General features: G+C 62.6%; 18 protein-coding genes. 15 read left to right on the top strand and 3 right to left on the bottom strand.

Going from position 1 to position 17,178, the window contains the following annotated elements; all coding sequences use genetic code 11:
- Nucleotides 1-32: 32 nt before the first annotated feature.
- Nucleotides 33-1,622 carry an ABC transporter substrate-binding protein gene (locus ACU5AY_RS19010; protein ID WP_446827367.1) on the bottom strand — a complete coding sequence of 530 codons (1,590 nt, stop codon included), beginning with the start codon at nt 1,620-1,622 and terminating at the stop codon, nt 33-35.
- A gap of 183 nt (nt 1,623-1,805) precedes the next feature.
- Here ACU5AY_RS19010 and ACU5AY_RS19005 point away from each other — a divergent pair, with 183 nt between their 5' ends.
- The 12 genes from ACU5AY_RS19005 to ACU5AY_RS18950 all read left to right on the top strand — a co-directional run bounded on the left by ACU5AY_RS19005 (nt 1,806) and on the right by ACU5AY_RS18950 (nt 12,378).
- A complete protein-coding gene (locus tag ACU5AY_RS19005; RefSeq protein WP_446827366.1) occupies nt 1,806-2,765 on the top strand; it encodes a LysR family transcriptional regulator in 960 nt (319 codons plus the stop codon).
- Between the two features lie 200 nt (nt 2,766-2,965).
- The gene (locus ACU5AY_RS19000) at nt 2,966-3,892 is read left to right on the top strand and encodes a dihydrodipicolinate synthase family protein (RefSeq protein WP_446827365.1); all 927 of its coding nucleotides are present in this window, start codon (nt 2,966-2,968) and stop codon (nt 3,890-3,892) included.
- Nucleotide 3,893: 1 nt separating this feature from the next.
- Complete coding sequence (locus ACU5AY_RS18995) at nt 3,894-4,652, top strand: SDR family oxidoreductase (RefSeq protein WP_446827364.1); 759 nt, start codon at nt 3,894-3,896, stop codon at nt 4,650-4,652.
- A gap of 78 nt (nt 4,653-4,730) precedes the next feature.
- A complete protein-coding gene (locus ACU5AY_RS18990) occupies nt 4,731-5,144 on the top strand; it encodes a VOC family protein (protein ID WP_446827363.1) in 414 nt (137 codons plus the stop codon).
- A 223-nt stretch (nt 5,145-5,367) separates the two neighbouring features.
- Complete coding sequence (locus ACU5AY_RS18985) at nt 5,368-6,213, top strand: transporter substrate-binding domain-containing protein (RefSeq protein WP_446827362.1); 846 nt, start codon at nt 5,368-5,370, stop codon at nt 6,211-6,213.
- A 20-nt stretch (nt 6,214-6,233) separates the two neighbouring features.
- Nucleotides 6,234-7,001 (top strand): amino acid ABC transporter ATP-binding protein, encoded by a 768-nt coding sequence (locus tag ACU5AY_RS18980; protein WP_446827361.1) that lies wholly within the window; start codon nt 6,234-6,236, stop codon nt 6,999-7,001.
- Nucleotides 7,002-7,008: 7 nt separating this feature from the next.
- Nucleotides 7,009-7,692 carry an amino acid ABC transporter permease gene (locus tag ACU5AY_RS18975; protein WP_446827360.1) on the top strand — a complete coding sequence of 228 codons (684 nt, stop codon included), beginning with the start codon at nt 7,009-7,011 and terminating at the stop codon, nt 7,690-7,692.
- A 10-nt stretch (nt 7,693-7,702) separates the two neighbouring features.
- Nucleotides 7,703-8,368, top strand: coding sequence for an amino acid ABC transporter permease (locus ACU5AY_RS18970; RefSeq protein WP_446827359.1), 666 nt, complete (start codon nt 7,703-7,705; stop codon nt 8,366-8,368).
- A gap of 25 nt (nt 8,369-8,393) precedes the next feature.
- A complete protein-coding gene (locus tag ACU5AY_RS18965; protein ID WP_446827358.1) occupies nt 8,394-9,320 on the top strand; it encodes an N-carbamoyl-D-amino-acid hydrolase in 927 nt (308 codons plus the stop codon).
- A gap of 12 nt (nt 9,321-9,332) precedes the next feature.
- Complete coding sequence (gene hydA, locus ACU5AY_RS18960) at nt 9,333-10,793, top strand: dihydropyrimidinase (RefSeq protein WP_446827357.1); 1,461 nt, start codon at nt 9,333-9,335, stop codon at nt 10,791-10,793.
- Nucleotides 10,790-11,452 carry an aspartate/glutamate racemase family protein gene (locus ACU5AY_RS18955; protein WP_446827356.1) on the top strand — a complete coding sequence of 221 codons (663 nt, stop codon included), beginning with the start codon at nt 10,790-10,792 and terminating at the stop codon, nt 11,450-11,452. Before hydA ends, ACU5AY_RS18955 begins: the two co-directional genes overlap by 4 nt.
- Entirely contained in the window at nt 11,449-12,378 is a 930-nt protein-coding gene (locus ACU5AY_RS18950) for a LysR family transcriptional regulator (protein WP_446827355.1), read from the top strand. The genes ACU5AY_RS18955 and ACU5AY_RS18950 overlap by 4 nt, the downstream gene beginning before the upstream one ends.
- Before the next feature lie 58 nt (nt 12,379-12,436).
- On the opposite strand, the gene ACU5AY_RS18945 is transcribed toward ACU5AY_RS18950, so the two are convergent.
- Nucleotides 12,437-13,291 (bottom strand): D-amino-acid transaminase, encoded by an 855-nt coding sequence (locus tag ACU5AY_RS18945; protein ID WP_446827354.1) that lies wholly within the window; start codon nt 13,289-13,291, stop codon nt 12,437-12,439.
- Nucleotides 13,292-13,307: 16 nt separating this feature from the next.
- The gene (locus tag ACU5AY_RS18940; protein ID WP_446827353.1) at nt 13,308-14,087 is read right to left on the bottom strand and encodes a LamB/YcsF family protein; all 780 of its coding nucleotides are present in this window, start codon (nt 14,085-14,087) and stop codon (nt 13,308-13,310) included.
- Nucleotides 14,088-14,274: 187 nt separating this feature from the next.
- On the opposite strand from ACU5AY_RS18940, the gene ACU5AY_RS18935 reads away from it, so the two are divergent.
- The 3 genes from ACU5AY_RS18935 (at nt 14,275) to ACU5AY_RS18925 (ending at nt 17,178) form a co-directional block, all read left to right on the top strand.
- Nucleotides 14,275-15,255, top strand: a complete 981-nt coding sequence (locus tag ACU5AY_RS18935; RefSeq protein ID WP_446827352.1) for a TRAP transporter substrate-binding protein — start codon at nt 14,275-14,277, stop codon at nt 15,253-15,255.
- Nucleotides 15,256-15,331: 76 nt separating this feature from the next.
- The gene (locus ACU5AY_RS18930) at nt 15,332-15,874 is read left to right on the top strand and encodes a TRAP transporter small permease subunit (protein WP_446827351.1); all 543 of its coding nucleotides are present in this window, start codon (nt 15,332-15,334) and stop codon (nt 15,872-15,874) included.
- Nucleotides 15,874-17,178, top strand: coding sequence for a TRAP transporter large permease (locus ACU5AY_RS18925; protein WP_446827350.1), 1,305 nt, complete (start codon nt 15,874-15,876; stop codon nt 17,176-17,178). Before ACU5AY_RS18930 ends, ACU5AY_RS18925 begins: the two co-directional genes overlap by 1 nt.

Genomic DNA, 17,178 nt, shown 5'->3' with positions numbered 1-17,178 from the left:
CCGCCATTGTCGTTCTATTCGAGGGGCCGGTGTCAGACCTTTTCCATGTTCCAGAAGAACTGGACCGGCGACTGGATCATGCCCTTGACGCTGTCGGAATAGCCGCAGGGAACGAAGAAGGTTCCGAGGTTCGCAAAAGAGGCGATCGCGAAGATGCGCTTCTGCACTTCGGCGGCGATCTCCTTCTGCTTGTCGAGGTCGGTCGCCTCGGCGAACTGATTGCGCAGTTCCTCGAGCTTCTCGTCGGATGCCCAGCCGAACCATCCCTTTTCGCCGTTGCCGCCAAACTGGACGTTGGCCAGCGGATGGACGGAATCGCCGCCGATCCACCAGGTGAAGAAGATGCTCCAGCCGCCATTGTCCATGTCTTCCTTGGAAGCGCGGCGCGACAGAACGGTCGACCAGTCCATCGCCTGCAGGTCGACATTGATCCCCATGGCGCGCAGCTTTTCGGCAGCGACCAGCGCGAAAGCCGAGAGGACCGGGTTGTCGGTCGACTGAAGCACGACCAGCTTCTCGCCCTTGTAGCCGGATTCGGCGACCATCTTCTTGGCGGCTTCCATGTCACCGTCCACCATGTCAGCATCTGCGTCGGTGGCGAAGGTGGAGCCGGCCGGATAGATGCTCGGGCTGACCTTGTAGTACTCCGGATTACCGATCGCCGACTGCAGGAAGTCTTCCTGCTTGAAGCCCTTGGCGATGGCGACGCGCAGCTTCTCGTTGGCCGTCGGGCCGACAAGGCTGTTGAAGCGAGCCATGCCCATGGAGCCGAGCGTATCGAGAACCGCCGTCGAAATGCCCTCATTGCCGCCGACCAGCGGCGCCAGATCCGGCTGAACCTGTTCCCAGTAGTCCACTTCACCGGAGATCAGGGCGTTCATCGCCGTCGTCGGATCGCCGATCGTCAGCCATTCCACGCGATCGGCCTTGGCGACCTTGCCGCCGGCGGCGGCCGAGACCGGCTCCGAACGCGGAACGTATTTCTCGTTGCGCAGATAGACGACCTTGGAACCCGGCACCCATTCGTCGGCCTTGAAGATGAACGGTCCCGAACCGATCGATTCCTTGATCTGCTCGCTGGCATCCGTCTCGGCGATGCGCTTCGGCATCATGAAGGGCACGTTGGAGGAGATCTTGCCGAGCGATTCCAGCACCAGGCCGTAGGGCTTGGACAGCGTCATGACGATCGTCTTGTCGTCGGCGGCTTCGAGCTTGGAAATGACGCCGAACAGGCGTTGGCCCATGCCGTCGCGCTTGCCCCAGCGGGTGAGCGACACGACGCAGTCTTCTGCGGTCACCGGCGGTCCGTCATGCCAGGCGAGGCCGTCACGCAGCTTGAAGGTCCAGGTCAGCCCGTCGTCGCTCTTCTCGTAGGTGTCGACCATCTGCGGCTGCGGCTTCAGGTCCGCATCCATCGCAAACAGCGTGTCGTAGATCATGTAGCCGTGGTTGCGGGAAATGTAGCCGGTCGTCCAGATCGGATCGACGATCTTGAGGTCGGCATGGGGAATGACCTTCAGGAGCGGCGTGTTGGCATAGGCCGAGCCGATCCCGAAAGGCAGGACCGTCGCGGCCGTTGCGGCGGCTGCCGTGCCCAGAAACTGCCTGCGTGAAATGTGCATCTGTCAGTTCTCCTCGTTATATTTTTTGATCTGTCCGACATCGGCTACCGCTTTGGGTCGTGGCGCCGCATCGCGATTTTATGCTCAAAAAGTGAGCTTCCAAGAGTGTTGCCTATTTCTTGTCGCTCCATAAAGTGTATTCTGATTAGATTATTTCTCTATTTTATGTAGTAATAGACCCCCATGAATTTGACGCTACGGCAAATCCGCTACGTATGCGAGGTCGCTCGCCAGGGTAGCATACAGAAGGCCTCGCAAGCGCTGCGAATATCCCAGTCATCGATCCTGGCGGCAATAGCGATGGCGGAAAGCCAGCTCGACGCCAAGATCTTCGACCGCCGGCAGTCGCGCGGCGTGCTCGTCACATCGGAGGGCGAACGCTTCCTGAATGCCGCCCGCGCCCTGATGACTGCCGAAGGCGAATTCTCGCGATCGATCGGGCTGCTTGGGCAGGGAAAGCCGGACAATGCCCGCATCGGCTGCTTCGTGCCGTTCGGGCCTGCCTACATGATAGACGTGCTGAAGGCCTACCAGGAGCGCTGCGGCATCGGGTCCATCGACCTGATGGAAGGCGGGCAGCCGCAATTGCGTGAATGGCTGGCGACAGGAGAGATCGAATTCGCCGTCACCTACGACATCGGCCGCGGCATGGGCGACGGCCATACGCCGATCTGCGAACTGCCGGCGCATGCCGCCCTGCCGGCAAGCCACCCGCTGGCCAACCGGGAGAGCGTCGCTCTCGCGGACCTGGTGGACACGCCCTTCATCCTCCTCGACCTGCCGGAAACCTCGGTCTACCTGATGACCCTTTTCGACGTCATTGCCAAGCGCCCGCATGTCGCGCTGCGCTCCACGTCCTACGAGACCGTCCGGGCGGCGATCGCCAATGGCATGGGATTCTCGCTGCTCAATACGATCCCGCGCAACGACTTCAGTCGCGACCGAGCCCATATCGTCCGCGTTCCGCTGACCGACCAACTGCCGGCGCCCAAGGTCATCGTCGCCGACCTCTACGGACACCGGAAGCCTGCCCACGTCACGATGTTCATCGAGATCCTGAAAGACTACTTCAGCCACCTCCCTCGCGTCGGTATCGGCACCCCCTCTGGGCGGCAGGAGCCCCAGTCACCGGCAGCAAAGTGAAAGGCGGAAACGTCGAAAGCGACCATCTTGCCTGAAGCGGTCGCGTCTTGTTTTTGAAATACCGTTGGTATACTGAAAATTGAAGTTGATTCAGTTTCGCCCCGCGGCAGCGCGCCGATATGCGCACTGGAGCGGTCGCGGCAGCCCATTCTGTCGCGATGACTGCCCCGCGGTTCCGACAAAATGAAGAGGAAAGCCTCATGAGCCTGCTGACCAGCGACGCCAAAGGCGTTTTCGTGATCGCAGTGACACCATTCACGGAGACGGGCGCGATCGACGCCGCCAGTGTCGACAGCATGGTGGACTTCTATTTCGACAAGGGCGCGGACGGGCTGACGATCCTCGGCATGATGGGCGAGGCGCCGAAGCTGACACTGGCCGAGTCGGTCGAGGTCGCCCGTCTGACGCTGGCGCGCGCCGAAAGCCGCCCCGTCGTCGTCGGTGTATCGGCGCCCGGCCTGGCGGCGATCGCCGAACTGACGGCAAGGGTCATGGATCTTGGTGCGGCAGGCGTGATGGTCGCGCCGCCCGGCTCCCTGAAAACCGACGAGCAGATCGTCACCTACTACGGCAACGTGGTCGAGGCGATCGGCAAAGACGTGCCTCTGGTGCTGCAGGACTTTCCGCTGACCACCGGCATCCACATCTCTCCCCGCACCCTGACCGCAATCTTCGACGCCCATCAGAGCATCGTGATGCTGAAGCACGAGGATTGGCCCGGCCTTCAAAAGATCACGGACCTGCGCAAGGCCGAGGCCGAGGGGCATCGCCGGGTCTCCATTCTCTGCGGCAATGGCGGCGTCTTCCTGCCGGAAGAGATGCGTCGCGGCGCCGATGGCGCGATGACCGGCTTCGGCTATCCGGAGATGATGGTCGATGTCTGCCGGCTGACCGGTTCCGGAGACTTTGACACCGCGCAGGACGTGTTCGACTGCTACCTGCCGCTGGTGCGATACGAACAACAGCCCGGCGCCGGTCTGGCGGTGCGCAAATACGTGCTTGCCAAGCGTGGCGCGATCGCCAGCGCCGCCCAGCGCAAGCCGGGTGCTGCGCTGTCGCCGGCAGCCATTGCGGAAGTCGAAAACCTCATCGCCCGTCAGACGGCCAAGCTCGCAGGATTGAAATAACATGGATCTCGGATTGAAGGGACGCAAGGCGCTGGTTCTCGGCGCCAGCCGGGGACTGGGCGCCGCCATCGCCGCAGCACTGGCGGACGAAGGCGTTACCGTCTACGCCGCAGCACGCAATGTACCGCGGGACGGCCTTGCAGACGGCATCACGCCGGTGACGCTTGATCTCGCAGACCGGGGCTCGGTCGAGACATTGACGGCACGCCTCGTCGCCGAAGGCGGCGTCGACATTCTCATCAACAATACCGGCGGACCGAAGCCCGGCCCCGCAGCCGGACAGGACATGTCCGCCTGGGCATCCGCGTTCGAGCAGATGGCGCTGTCGATCTTCTCCATCACCGACGCCCTCCTCCCCGCCATGATCGAGCGGCGCTGGGGCCGCATCATCACGGTCGGCTCCTCCGGCGTCGTCCAGCCGATCCCCAACCTTGCTCTGTCCAACGGCGTGCGCGGCGCGATCGGCGGCTGGTCCAAGACGCTGGCCGCAGAGGTCGCCGGACACGGCGTCACCGTCAACATGATCCTGCCCGGCCGCATCGAGACCGATCGCCTGCGTGAACTCGACGCCAACAAGGCGGCCAAGACCGGCATGTCGGCGGAGGCCGTGCGAAAGGCCTCCCAAGGCGACATCCCCGCCGGCCGCTACGGCACGCCCGAAGAATTCGCCGCGGTTGCGACCTTTCTCGCCAGCAAGCAGGCAAGCTATGTGACCGGGACCCAGATACGGGTCGACGGCGGTCTCGTCAGAGGGTTCTGACATTCCCCGCCTTTCGGTCGCTCCGCAACGGAGCGACGCCTCTCCACGAATATGCGAACGACACAAACGGAGCCATCAATGCGTTCTCTCTTTCATCTCGCCTACCACGTCACCGATCTCGACGCCTCGCGCAAATTCTACGGCGACGTGCTCGGCTGCGAAGAAGGCCGATCAACCGACACCTGGGTCGACTTCGACTTTTTCGGCCATCAGATCTCGCTCCATCTCGGCAAGCCCTTTGAAGTCACCCGCACCGGCAAGGTCGGCAATCACATGGTGATGATGCCGCATCTCGGCGTCATCCTGCGGCTGGACGACTGGTTCGCGCTGGCAAAGCGGCTGGAGGATGCCGGTATTGCCTTCGACATCCCGCCTGTCGTCCGCTTTGAAGGCGAACCGGGCGAACAGCGCACCATGTTCTTCTTCGATCCGTCCGGCAATCCGATCGAGGTCAAGGGCTTCAAGGATTTTGATGGCGTCTTTGCGCAATAACGGCCATTGCCAGGCATCCGACTTTTGACAAACGGCGCGGGCTGCCACCGCGCCGTTTACTGCAATACCCCGCCGCAGCATGATCGGCGCCTTCATATAACAAAATCATATAATTCAAGTCATATTATAATTATCAATTATATTGCACCGCAACATCCGGTGTGAAAGCATGCCTGCCAGAAAAAGAGGCCGAAAAGGCCACAACCACCAGCAGGAGAACAAAATGAACAGTTTTTTGAAGGCCGGACTTCTCGGCCTGTCCCTCATTGCCATTCACGCACCGGTCAACGCCGAAGAGACCCTGAAAACCGCATTGGACGGCACCTTCGCGCCGCATGCCATGCCGACACTCGACGGCAAGGTCGAAGGTTTCAACGTCGATCTTGCCGACCTTATCGGTGAGCGGCTCGGAAAGAAGATCGACCTGACGGCCGCCCAGTTTTCGGGCCTCATTCCAGCCCTCCAGGCGGGCACCTACGACTTTCTCGCGGCACCTGTGACGGTGACCAAGGAGCGCGCCGCCAACCTTCTGTTCACGGAAGGCTTCATGGACACCAATTTCGCATTCGTGGTCCCGACGGGTGCCCCCGACTACGATGAACTGGAAGCGTTCAAGGGCAAGACCATCGCCGTCAACAAGGGCTCGGTCTACGAGAGCTTCCTGCGTGACAAGGCTGGCGAGTATGGCTGGACCGTCGAAAGCTATGGCAGCAACACCGATGCCGTAGCGGCTGTCCTTGCCGGACGAGCCGACGCCAACATGGCGGGCGCCACCGTTTCGGCATGGGCCGTCAAGCAGAATCCCAAGCTGCAGCTGTCCTTTGAATACCCCACCGGTCTCGTCTGGGGCCTGGCGCTGCGCAAGGACGAAGTGGACCTGCGCAACACCATCGACAAGGCGGTCGAATGCCTGAAGATCGATGGTTCCATGGCCAAGCTGTCGGAAAAATGGTTCGGCGTCACGCCGAAGCCCGGTAGCACGATCATCACCCCGGTCAAGGGCTACGGCACACCAGGCTTCGACGGTTATGTCGAAGACGATCACACGCCTTCCTGCGACCTGAAATAAACGGCGTTCACCAACCCTGGATGCCGACGGAACGGAGAAGCAGCGTGACCACACGTCCCATGCTCGAGATCGCCGCCCTGGAAAAGCGCTTCGGCGACAATGCTATCCTCAAGGGCATCGATCTCAAGATTGCCAAGGGTGAACTGGTTTTCATCATCGGGCCTTCGGGCTCCGGCAAGAGCACGATGCTGCGCTGCTGCAATCTCCTGGAACAACCGTCCGCCGGCGATATCATCGTCGACGGACGGAACATCATGCACGGCACCAGCCGGGACCTCGACCGCATGCGCCTTCAGGTCGGCATGGTGTTTCAGGGCTTCCATCTCTATCCGCACATGCGGGTCCTGGACAATGTGACGCTTGCCCAGCGCAAGGCGATGGGGCGTAGCAGGGCGGAAGCCGAGGCGCGCGCCGTCGAGATGCTCGAACAGGTCGGCATGGCGCACAAGACCGCCGCCTATCCCGCCGAACTCTCCGGCGGCCAGCAGCAACGCGTGGCGATCGCCCGGGCGCTGGCGCTCGATCCCAAGGTCATGCTCTTCGACGAGCCGACCTCCGCGCTCGATCCCGAACTCGTCGGCTCTGTACTCAAGGTGATGAAGGACCTGAAGGCGAAGGGGATGACGATGCTCGTCGTCAGCCACGAGATGAGCTTTGCCCGCGAAACCGCCGACCGGGTGGTCTTCATGGATGGCGGCGTCATCGTCGAGCAGGGCCGCCCGGAGGAAATCTTCGGCAACCCCAAGGCCGCGCGGACGCAGGAATTCCTCGCCCGCGTGATCCACTGAGGCGAACATGTCCGGGCTCGATCGCTTCCTCCAGACCTTCTTCAACCCCGCCGTCATCGCCACCTACTGGCGCGACATCCTGGCGGGTGTCGGCACCACCGTCGCGGTCGGCGTCGCAACGATCATCGCCGGCATCGCGCTCGGGCTCCTGCTCGCCTGCATCCGCTGCTACCGCTTCAAGCCCGCCAACTTCGTCATCATCTGCTTTGCCGATATCTTCCGCTCCCTGCCGCCGCTGATCCTGATCCTCATCCTGTATTTCGGCTTGCCCTCGACCGGCGTGATGATCCCCGGCCCCACGGTCCTGTTCATAGCGCTGAGCCTCACGCTTGCGGCCTTTGCCGAGGAGATCTTCTGGGCCGGCTTTGCGGCCGTCGAGGCGGGACAATGGGAGGCCGGCATCGCGACGGGGCTCGGCTACAATCGGACGCTCCTCCATGTCGCCCTGCCGCAGGCCGTGCGGCTCGCGACACCGCCGCTGGTCAACCGGGCGCTTGCCATCACCAAGATGACGGCACTCGGCTCCGTGATCGGTGTGCCGGAAATCCTTTCCGCCGCAACCTCCGCCCAGAGTTTTTCCGGCAGCGCGACGCCGCTGTCGCTCGCCGCCATCGCCTATCTCCTGCTGTTCCTGCCGCTCGTCTTCCTCGCCCGCTACCTCGAAACGCACCAGCGCTGGAAACGGAACTAGGAGAACGGCCGTGCAGACACTGATCGACGAATTCTTCAACCTGGAGATCATGATCAAGGCTTTCCCCCTGATGATGAAGGGGTTGGTCATGACGCTGCAGCTTTGCGGCGCGGTGATCCTTCTGGGCCTCGTCGGCGGGCTTTTCGTCGCGCTCGCCAATCTCAGTCCGCGGCGCTGGCTACGGCTGACGTCGATCGTCTTCACGGACATCTTCCGGGCCCTGCCGCCGCTTGTCCTGCTGATCTTCGTCTATTCGGGCCTGCCTTTCGCCGGCGTCGAGATCTCGCCCTTCACTGCGGTGGTGCTTTCCTTCTTCTTGAACAACTCGGCCTATTATGCGGAAGTCTACCGCGCCGGCATCCAGTCGGTCGCAAAGGGACAGTGGGAAGCGGCCCGCTCGACCGGCCTGACGAAGGGCCAGATGCTGCGCTACGTCGTCCTGCCTCAGGCGATCCGCAATGTCCTGCCCGACCTTCTCTCCAATACGATCGAAGTGGTCAAGCTGACCTCGCTCGCCTCCACCGTGTCATTCGCCGAACTGCTCTACAACGCCAACATGGCGCGCTCGATCACCTACAACGCCTCGCCGCTGGTTCTCGCGGCGCTGATCTACCTCGTCCTGCTATGGCCCCTGGTCCGGCTCGTCAGCCGGTTCCAGCGACGCCTGGCGCAGTGACGCACCAAACATGAAAGGAAACACCATGACACGCATGCATATCGCCGGAGCCCAGATGGGCGCGATCCAGAAGGCCGACAGCCGCGCACAGGTCGTCGCGCGCATGCTCGACCTCATGAACGAGGCCGGATCGAAGGGCGCCGACATGATCGTCTATCCGGAACTGGCGCTGACGACCTTCTTTCCCCGCTGGTACATGACCGACCCGGCGGAGGTCGATAGCTGGTTCGAGACCGAAATGCCGAATGCAGCCACCATGCCGCTGTTCGAGCGTGCGCGCGAACTGAACATGGCGATGACTTTCGGCTATGCGGAGAAGACGCCGGAGGGACTGCATTACAACAGCTCCATCCTCACCAACCGGAAGGGCGAGGTCGTCGGCAAGTACCGCAAGATCCACTTACCCGGCCACTCGGAATACGACAACGAGCGCGCCTTCCAACACCTCGAGAAGCGCTATTTCCTGCCGGGCGATCTCGGCTTCAACGTCTGGCGCAACGAAGGCGTGATCATGGGCATGGCGATCTGCAACGATCGCCGCTGGCCGGAGACGTTCCGCTGCATGGGCCTCCAGGGCGTCGAACTCGTGACGATCGGCTACAACACCCCGTCGGTCAATTCGCAGATGAGCGCCGAGGGCCTGGAGAAGCGGCTGTTCCATTCCGACCTCTCGCTGCAGGCCGGCGCCTATCAGAACGCCACCTATGTCGTCGGCGTCGCCAAGGCCGGCGTCGAGGACGGGCATCCGCTGATGGGCGGCTCGATAATCGTCGATCCCGACGGTTTCGTGCTAGCACGCGCCGAGACCGAGGAGGACGAACTGATCATGGCCGAATGCGATTTCGCCAAATGCGCTTTCGGCAAGGCCACCATATTCGACTTTGCCCGCCACCGTCGCGTAGAACATTATGGCCGCATCACGTCGCAGACCGGCGCCATCATCGAGGTTTAGGAGATCAGTCCCGTGAACACGTTCGACACAGTCATCCATGGCGGTCGCGTGGTGACGGCCGCAGACACGTTCGAGGCCGATATCGGCATCCGGGACGGACGGATCATGGCGGTCGCGGAGGGCCTTGAGGGTGGCGACCGTCGCATCGACGCGCGCGGCAGGCTCGTTATGCCCGGCGGCATCGAGGCCCATTGCCATATTGCCCAGGAAAGCTCCTCGGGCATCATGACCGCCGACGACTATTATTCCGGCTCGGTGTCGGCGGCCTTCGGCGGCAACTCGACCTTCGTTCCGTTCGCCGCACAGCATCGCGGGCAGGCGATCGCCGACGTGCTGTCGACCTATGACGGACGGGCCGCGCCGAACTCCGTTCTCGACTATTCCTACCATCTGATCATCTCGGACCCCTCTCCATCCGTCCTTGACGAGCTTCCCGGCGTCTTCGAGCGTGGCATTACGTCCTTCAAGGTGTTCATGACCTACGATCTCATGAACATCGGCGACGGCGGCATGCTCGACATCCTGACGGTCGCGAAACGGCACGGCGCGCTGACCATGGTCCACGCCGAAAACAACGACATGGTCAAATGGATGAACCGGAAGCTTCTGGCCGCCGGGCTGGACGCGCCGAAATATCATGCCGTCAGCCGGCCGGAGCTCGCCGAGGAGGAGGCCATCAACAGGGCCGTCTCGCTTGCCAAGCTGGTCGACGCACCGCTGTTCATCGTCCATGTGTCGACGCGCGGCGGCGCCGAAATCGTCCAGCGCGAGAAATTGGCCGGCACAAAGCTCTTCGCCGAGACCTGCCCGCAATATCTCGCCTTCACCCGCGACGACCTCGATCGACCGGGCATGGAGGGCGCGAAATACATCTGCTCTCCGCCTCTTCGCGACAGTGAGACGCAGGCCGCCCTCTGGCGGCATGTGCAGGCCGGCACATTCGAAAGCGTGTCCTCCGATCACGCTCCCTACCGCGCCGACGAGACGGGCAAATTCGCAAACGGCCCGAACGCGCCCTACCCGAAGATCGCCAACGGCATGCCAGGCATCGCCATGCGGCTGCCCTACCTGTTCTCCGAAGGCGTTCTGAAGGGCCGCATCACGCTACAGCAATTCGTACGGCTTTCATCAAGCAATGCGGCGAGAACGTTCGGGCTGACAAAAAAGGGCGCCATCGCCCCCGGTTTCGATGCGGACATCGCCATCTGGAATCCAGACGAGACGCGCACCGTCACAGCCGCCAATCAGCATGACAATATGGACTATACACCCTTCGAGGGACTGTCCGTGACCGGCTGGCCGGAAACGGTGATCAACCACGGCGACGTGATCGTCGACAAGGGCACCCTTGTGGCAAGCCGCGGACGCGGACGCTTCATCGCCCGTGCGCCAACGGATCTCGTCGGCATGCCCGGCCACATGGCCACGGAACTGAAGGTTCTTCAGGCTCAGGGAACGGACATCTCGTCATGAAACGCTCGATCGTGGTCATCAACCCCAACAGTTCGGAATCAGTGACCGAAGGGCTGCGCGAGGCCCTTTCCGGCTTCATGCATCATCCCGACATCGAGATCGAATGCGTGACGATCACCGAGGGTCCTCCCGGCGTGATCACCCAGCGCCACGTGGACGAGGCGGCGCTGAATGTCGGCAAGATTGTCGAGGAAAGGCCGGACGCCGGCGCCTTCGTCATCGCCTGCTATTCGCAGCCCGGCCTCGATCTCGCCCGATCGCTCACCGACGCGCCGGTCTACGGCATTCAGGATGCCGGAGCGCTGACCGCGCTTGCCTGCGCCGACAGTTTCGGGGTGATCGCGGTGTCTCCGGCATCGATACCGCGTCACCTGCGAACGCTTCGCCGCCTGGGCGTCGAACAGAGGCTTGCCGGAGAAGTCGCGCTCAGCGGCAACATCAGCGTTGCCGACAGTGGTCATGGCGAAGAAAGCTTCGCCGGCCTGCTGGAAGCAGGCGAAGAACTGAAAAAGATGGGCGCCGAGGCCATCGTTCTCGGCTGCGCCGGCATGTCCGGCCATCGCCAACGCCTGGAAGCGGCACTTTCACTGCCGGTCATCGATCCGACGCAGGCCGCCGTAGCCATGGCCTTTGGCGACATGGTAACCAAGAGCGCATGAAGGAAGACCTGCCGGACACCGACGTTTCGCTGAGACTGCTCGAAATTTTCGGGGCGATGATGCGCTGCGAGACGACGGTCGAGGCCGCCGAACAGCTCGGTATTTCCCAGCCGGCGGTATCGAACGGCATCCGGCAACTGGAAAGCCAGCTGGGCGTCACACTGTTCGAACGCCTGCACCGGCGACTGCAGCCGACGGAAGAAGCCCTGCAGCTTTACGAGGAGGTGCGGCCGGTCTTCGGCCTGCTGCGATCGTTTTCAAATCGGGCGCGCAGCATCCGGCAGGGTCTTTCCGGTCGCCTGCGGATCATCGCCACGCCGCCGCTCGGACACACGGTCGCGCCGCTTGCTTTGAAGCACTTCCTGTCCACCCGTCCGGACGTGATGGTGTCCTATGACGTCCGCCGCCTCGAGCATGTCGTCGAAGCCGTGCAGAACGGGACGGCGGATCTCGGACTGGGGCTCGCCCTCGACAGGAAGAACCCTTCCGTCAATGTCGAGCATCTCGCGGCAGGACACCTCGTGGCGCTCGTGCCGAAGGACCTGCCGCTCGCCCGAGAAAACAGCATTTCGCCCCGGAACCTGACATCCGGGACCTTCATCGGCCTCGAAGCGGAATCCCGCATAGGCCAGATGCTGCGGCAGGCATTCGAGGGTGACGAGGCGATCTACGATCCCCGGGTGGAAGTGCGCTATTGCTCCACGGCCACCGTCCTGGCGGGGGCCGGGCTCGGCATTGCCGTGGTCGATCCCTACAGCGCTGTCACCCGCGATGCCGACAAAATCGCCCTTCTGCCCTTCCAGCCGCCGGTGGAAATCAGCGCATGCCTGATCACCCGCAAGGGCGTGCCCCGCTCGCGCCTGCTGCACGCCTTCATCGCGGACCTGAAGCGCACGATGTCGGAAGCGAAGAACTTCGCCCCCTGACGGCCAGCCCATCTATTCCCGGAGATCGCCGCCGCCTTCGTGACGGCGGCGAAGCTCGTCAGATAGCCCCCTTCCGGCGGCTTTCGATATAGAGATGTCTGAGGTTCGCCGAAGCCGGCCCAGGCTTTCCGGTGCCGATCGGCACACCGTCGATTTCGACGACGGGAAGCACGAAGTTGGTCGCCGAGGTGATGAAGGCCTCGCCTGCGCCCTTCGCCTCTTCCGGTGTGAAAGCACGTTCCTCGACCGGCATGCCGGCCGCGCGCGCCAGGTCGATCACGGAAGACCTCGTGATCCCCGGCAGGATTTCCCGTCCCAATGGCCGGGTTACCAGACGACCGTCGCGGGTGACGATATGCGCGGTTGCAGAACTTGCCTCCGTCACCAGACCGTCGGCGACGAGCCAGGCATCGTCGGCGCCACGGCGCTTGGCCTCCATCTTGGCAAGGCTTGGGTAGAGCAGCTGGACGGTCTTGATGTCGCACCGCTTCCAGCGCTGGTCCTCCAGCGTCACGACCGAGATGCCGCTCCTCGCCTTGGGATTGTCGATGACGGATTTGGCCTGGGTAAACATGCTGAGCGTCGGCTGCATGTCTTCCTCGAACAGGAAATCGCGGTCGGCGACGCCACGCGACAGCTGCAGATAGATGAGGCCTTCCCGCAGGCTGTTGCGCTCGACAATCTCGCGATGCACGGCCAGCATGTCCTCATCTGACAGCGGGCAGCTGATGCCGATTTCACCAAGCGACCGTTTCAGGCGGGCGGCATGGCCGGCGTAATCGAGCAGCTTTCCGTCAAGGACGGCGGTCACTTCATAAATGGCGTCGGCGAACAGGTAGCCCCGGTCGAAGATCGAGACCCTGGCATCGGCTTCGGCCAGCCAGTCACCGTTCAGGTAGACAATACGCGTCATGGAATGTTCTCTTTTCTTATGCTGTTGCAGGCAATGCGAACGGCCTGATGGCTATGCCTTCGGCTTCAAATGAGGTGCGCAGGATACGGGCGGTCGCCACCGCGCCGGGCGTGTCCCCGTGGACGCAGACCGTTGCCGCCTCGACCGGCAGGCGGGTTCCGTCGGTGGTCGGAATGTAGCCGTCCTTGACCATCGTCAACGCGTGGTCGGCACTGCGTTGCGGATCATGGATCACCGCGCCCTCCACCTTGCGGGAGGTCAGCATGCCCTTGGCGGTATAGGTCCGGTCGGCGAAGACTTCGCAGGCGATCGTCAGCCCGGCCTTCTGCGCGGCCTTCATCGTCTCGGAATAGGGCAACGTCACGAAGACCAGGGACGGGTCTACGGCCATGACGGCGCGCACGCACGTCTCCGCCATTCCGCTGTCTTCCGCCGCCATGTTGCCGAGCGCGCCATGTGTCTTCACATGCGTGATAGGCCAGCCGAGCGCACGCGCCATGCCCTGCATCGCGGCAATCTGGTAGATCAGTTGCGCCTCCAGGTCCTGAGGACTGTCACCGACGATGCGGCGACGCCCGAAACCATAGAGATCCATGAAAGAGGGATGCGCGCCGACGGCAACGCCTCTCGCCTTCGCCGCCAGAATGGTATCGCGCATCACGACGGGATCGCCAGCGTGGAAACCGCAGGCAACATTGGCCGTGGTGATGATGTCGAGCATGGTCGCATCGTCACCGATGGTATAAGCGCCGAAACTCTCTCCCATGTCGCAGTTCAGATCGACTGTCAGTGTCATGCCGGCTCCTTTCAAGGGCCTCGCCCGCAGGGCTTCGCATATTTTCTATGCACCCTATTGCATTGAACAAAAAATCACCTTAGCGTCCTTCCCTATTGGACATACAAGCGGTATACCGAAATCGCAAGTCCGTAGTTTTCCCATAACGCATTCATGCGAACAAAAATTATCGAGGGGTAGATATCAGATGAAGAACACCTTCCGTGCGCTGCTGACGGCAGCAGCAATGACCGTGGCCGCACAGGCGCATGCCGAAACCAAATGGGACATGTCGGTCGTCTGGCCGGAAAGCAATTTCCACACGCAAGACGCCATGAAATTTGCCGAGGCCGTAAAGACGGTGACGAACGGCGAAGTCGTGATCACCGTGCATGCCGGCGGTGCGCTCGGCATCAAGGGGCCGGAAGGAATGACGGCGGTCCGCGACGGCCTGATCCCGATCGCGGACATCCTGATGAGCCAGCAGGTCGGCGAAGCGCCGGTGCTGGGTGTCGAGAGCCTTCCCTATCTCGCCCCGACGATGGGCGACCTCGCGCTGCTGCACAAGTTCTTCCGACCCAAGGTCGAGGAGGTTGCCGCCTCCATGAACCAGAAGCTGCTCTACATGGTGCCGTGGCCGGGCCAGGCCGTCTATTCCAAGAAGCCGATCAAAACGATCGAGGACCTTGCCGGCCTGAAGCTGCGCGTCGTCGATGCGAACGGCCAGGGCTTCTTCACCGCACTGGGCGCCGCCCCGCTGCAAATGCCCTGGGGTGAAGTGGTGCCCTCGCTGGCAGCCGGCACCATCGAAGGCGTGACGACCTCCTCCTCGTCCGGCGTCGACGGCTCCTTCTGGGAATTCCTGAAGAACATGAGCGCCTTCAACTGGCAGGCCTCCAGCAACATCGTCACCGTCAACCTGGACGCCTGGAACGCCCTTTCGCCAGAGGACCAGAAGGCGATCGAAGACACGGCGAAGAAGATGGAAGGCGAGTTCTGGCTGGCAAGCCGCGCCGAAGACGACGCCAAGATCGCCGTCCTGAAGGAGCACGGCATGGACGTCACCGCGCCCTCTCCCGAACTGAAGGCGGAGCTGCTCAAGCGCGCCCAGCCTCTCTGGGATGCCTTCAAGGAGCGTGTCCCGGACGCCGCCCCCTATATCGACGCCTATCTCAAGGCCAAGAACTAAGACACCGGACTGCCCGCACGAAACGGTGCGGGCAGTCCCCTGAACAGCAATCATCCCTGCCAGCTGGAAACGGATCATGCACCTACGCCAGGACAGGAAATTCGGCGCGATCATCGGCCCGATCGACCGCTTGACCTTCGCGGCAGGCGCGCTCGGTGGCCTGTGCCTCGTCGGAATCTTCGCCTTCATCTTCGCCGAGATCGTCAGCCGGAACCTTTTCGGCGTCAGCCTGCCCTTCAGCTGGGACTACGCCGCCTACATGATGGGGGCCTGCTTCTTCCTGGCTGCGGGGGCGACCCTGAAAAGCGGCGGCCACGTGCGGGTCACCGCGATCCATGACTACCTGCCGCGGCGTGGCGTCCTGTTGCTGGACGCCTGCGCGACGGTGGTCGGCCTGCTGATCGCCGGCGCGATGGTATTCGCGATCGGAGACATGGCCTTTCTGTCCTTCATGCGAGGCTCCGCCGCGTCGTCGGTGGTCAGAACCCCGCTCTGGATACCGCAGGGCGTCATGACGGTCGGCGCCATCATCTTTGCCCTGCAGATGCTTGCTCAACTTCTCGGCATCCTGGGCGGAAAGCCCCTGGCCGGAGAAGCCGCCTCCGAGGATCAACTGTAATGGGTAAGCTTTCACTGACACTTCTCGGACTGCTTGTCCTCCTGCTTGGAGCAGGTGTCTGGGTCGGACTTGGCCTGATCGGGTCCGGCATCATGGTCTTGTCGATCTTCAGACCCAACATGCCGGTCGAAAAGCTCCTGGCCCAGCAAATCTGGAACTCCGCGGTCAGCGCCGAAATGCTGGCCCTGCCGCTGTTCATCCTGATGGCGGAAATCCTGTTCCGCACGAAGCTTTCGGAAGCCCTGTTCAGCGGACTGGCGCCCTGGACCCGCAGGCTACCGGGCCGCATGAGCCACATCACCGTCCTGGCCTGCACGCTGTTTGCCGCCGTATCCGGCTCCTCTGCCGCCACGACCGCCACCGTCGGCCGCATCACGGCGACCGAGCTTTTGAACCGGGGCTACGACCGCAAGATGGTGATCGGCAGCCTCGCCGGGGCCGGAACGCTCGGCTTCCTGATCCCTCCCTCGGTGATCATGATCATCTACGGGGTGCTGGCGGAAGAATCGATCCTGCGCCTCTTCATGGCCGGCATCATTCCCGGAGGCCTTCTGGCCGCTTCCTACATGGGCTACCTGGCCATCAGGTCGATCCTCGATCCGACGCTGGTCGGCAAGGCGCCGCCGTCGACGGGATGGTCGGAAAAGCTCGCGGCGCTTCGCGGTCTCGGCCCGGTCCTGCTGCTGATCCTCAGCGTCATAGGCTCGATGTATGGCGGCATCGCCTCCCCGACGGAAGCAGCGGGCGTCGGTGTCGCCGGCTCGGTTCTCATCGGGCTCTTCCAGCGCTCGCTCACCGTGCGCAACATGGCGGAGGCCGTCTACCATGCGGCACAGACCTGCGCGATGATCGGCTTCATCATCATCGGCGCGATGTTCCTGTCGGTCGGCCTCGGCTATCTCGGTCTGCCCGCCTATATCGCCGCCAGCATACAGTCCCTCAACCTTTCGCCCTTCGTACTGGTGATCGTTCTCCTGATCTTCTACGCCATCCTCGGCTGCATCATGGAAGGCATGTCCGCGATCGTCATGACATTGCCGATTACGCTGCCGCTCATCCTGGCGGCGGGCTACGACAAGGTCTGGTATGGCGTCTTCCTCGTTCTTGTTGTGGAAATGGCCCAGATAACGCCGCCAGTCGGCTTCAACCTCATTGTCATACAGCGATTGACGGGGGACAGAATCGGTACGATTGCACGCGCGGCCCTGCCCTTTTTCTTCATCATGGCCGCATTTGTACTTCTCATCGCGGTCTTTCCGGGCATAGTCACATGGCTTCCGAATACACTGTCACAACGAAACTAG

The organism is Rhizobium sp. PAMB 3174 (assembly GCF_052908375.1).
The sequence above is the reverse complement of the archived record's forward strand: the minus strand, read 5'-3'. Positions and strand labels throughout refer to the sequence as shown.

Coding starts and splice junctions, on each gene's coding strand:
- ACU5AY_RS19010 (WP_446827367.1), bottom strand. CDS start 1,622: ATGCACATTTCACGCAGGCAGTTTCTGGGCACGGCAGCCGCCGCAACG.
- ACU5AY_RS19005 (WP_446827366.1), top strand. CDS start 1,806: ATGAATTTGACGCTACGGCAAATCCGCTACGTATGCGAGGTCGCTCGC.
- ACU5AY_RS19000 (WP_446827365.1), top strand. CDS start 2,966: ATGAGCCTGCTGACCAGCGACGCCAAAGGCGTTTTCGTGATCGCAGTG.
- ACU5AY_RS18995 (WP_446827364.1), top strand. CDS start 3,894: ATGGATCTCGGATTGAAGGGACGCAAGGCGCTGGTTCTCGGCGCCAGC.
- ACU5AY_RS18990 (WP_446827363.1), top strand. CDS start 4,731: ATGCGTTCTCTCTTTCATCTCGCCTACCACGTCACCGATCTCGACGCC.
- ACU5AY_RS18985 (WP_446827362.1), top strand. CDS start 5,368: ATGAACAGTTTTTTGAAGGCCGGACTTCTCGGCCTGTCCCTCATTGCC.
- ACU5AY_RS18980 (WP_446827361.1), top strand. CDS start 6,234: ATGCCGACGGAACGGAGAAGCAGCGTGACCACACGTCCCATGCTCGAG.
- ACU5AY_RS18975 (WP_446827360.1), top strand. CDS start 7,009: ATGTCCGGGCTCGATCGCTTCCTCCAGACCTTCTTCAACCCCGCCGTC.
- ACU5AY_RS18965 (WP_446827358.1), top strand. CDS start 8,394: ATGACACGCATGCATATCGCCGGAGCCCAGATGGGCGCGATCCAGAAG.
- ACU5AY_RS18955 (WP_446827356.1), top strand. CDS start 10,790: ATGAAACGCTCGATCGTGGTCATCAACCCCAACAGTTCGGAATCAGTG.
- ACU5AY_RS18950 (WP_446827355.1), top strand. CDS start 11,449: ATGAAGGAAGACCTGCCGGACACCGACGTTTCGCTGAGACTGCTCGAA.
- ACU5AY_RS18945 (WP_446827354.1), bottom strand. CDS start 13,291: ATGACGCGTATTGTCTACCTGAACGGTGACTGGCTGGCCGAAGCCGAT.
- ACU5AY_RS18940 (WP_446827353.1), bottom strand. CDS start 14,087: ATGACACTGACAGTCGATCTGAACTGCGACATGGGAGAGAGTTTCGGC.
- ACU5AY_RS18935 (WP_446827352.1), top strand. CDS start 14,275: ATGAAGAACACCTTCCGTGCGCTGCTGACGGCAGCAGCAATGACCGTG.
- ACU5AY_RS18930 (WP_446827351.1), top strand. CDS start 15,332: ATGCACCTACGCCAGGACAGGAAATTCGGCGCGATCATCGGCCCGATC.
- ACU5AY_RS18925 (WP_446827350.1), top strand. CDS start 15,874: ATGGGTAAGCTTTCACTGACACTTCTCGGACTGCTTGTCCTCCTGCTT.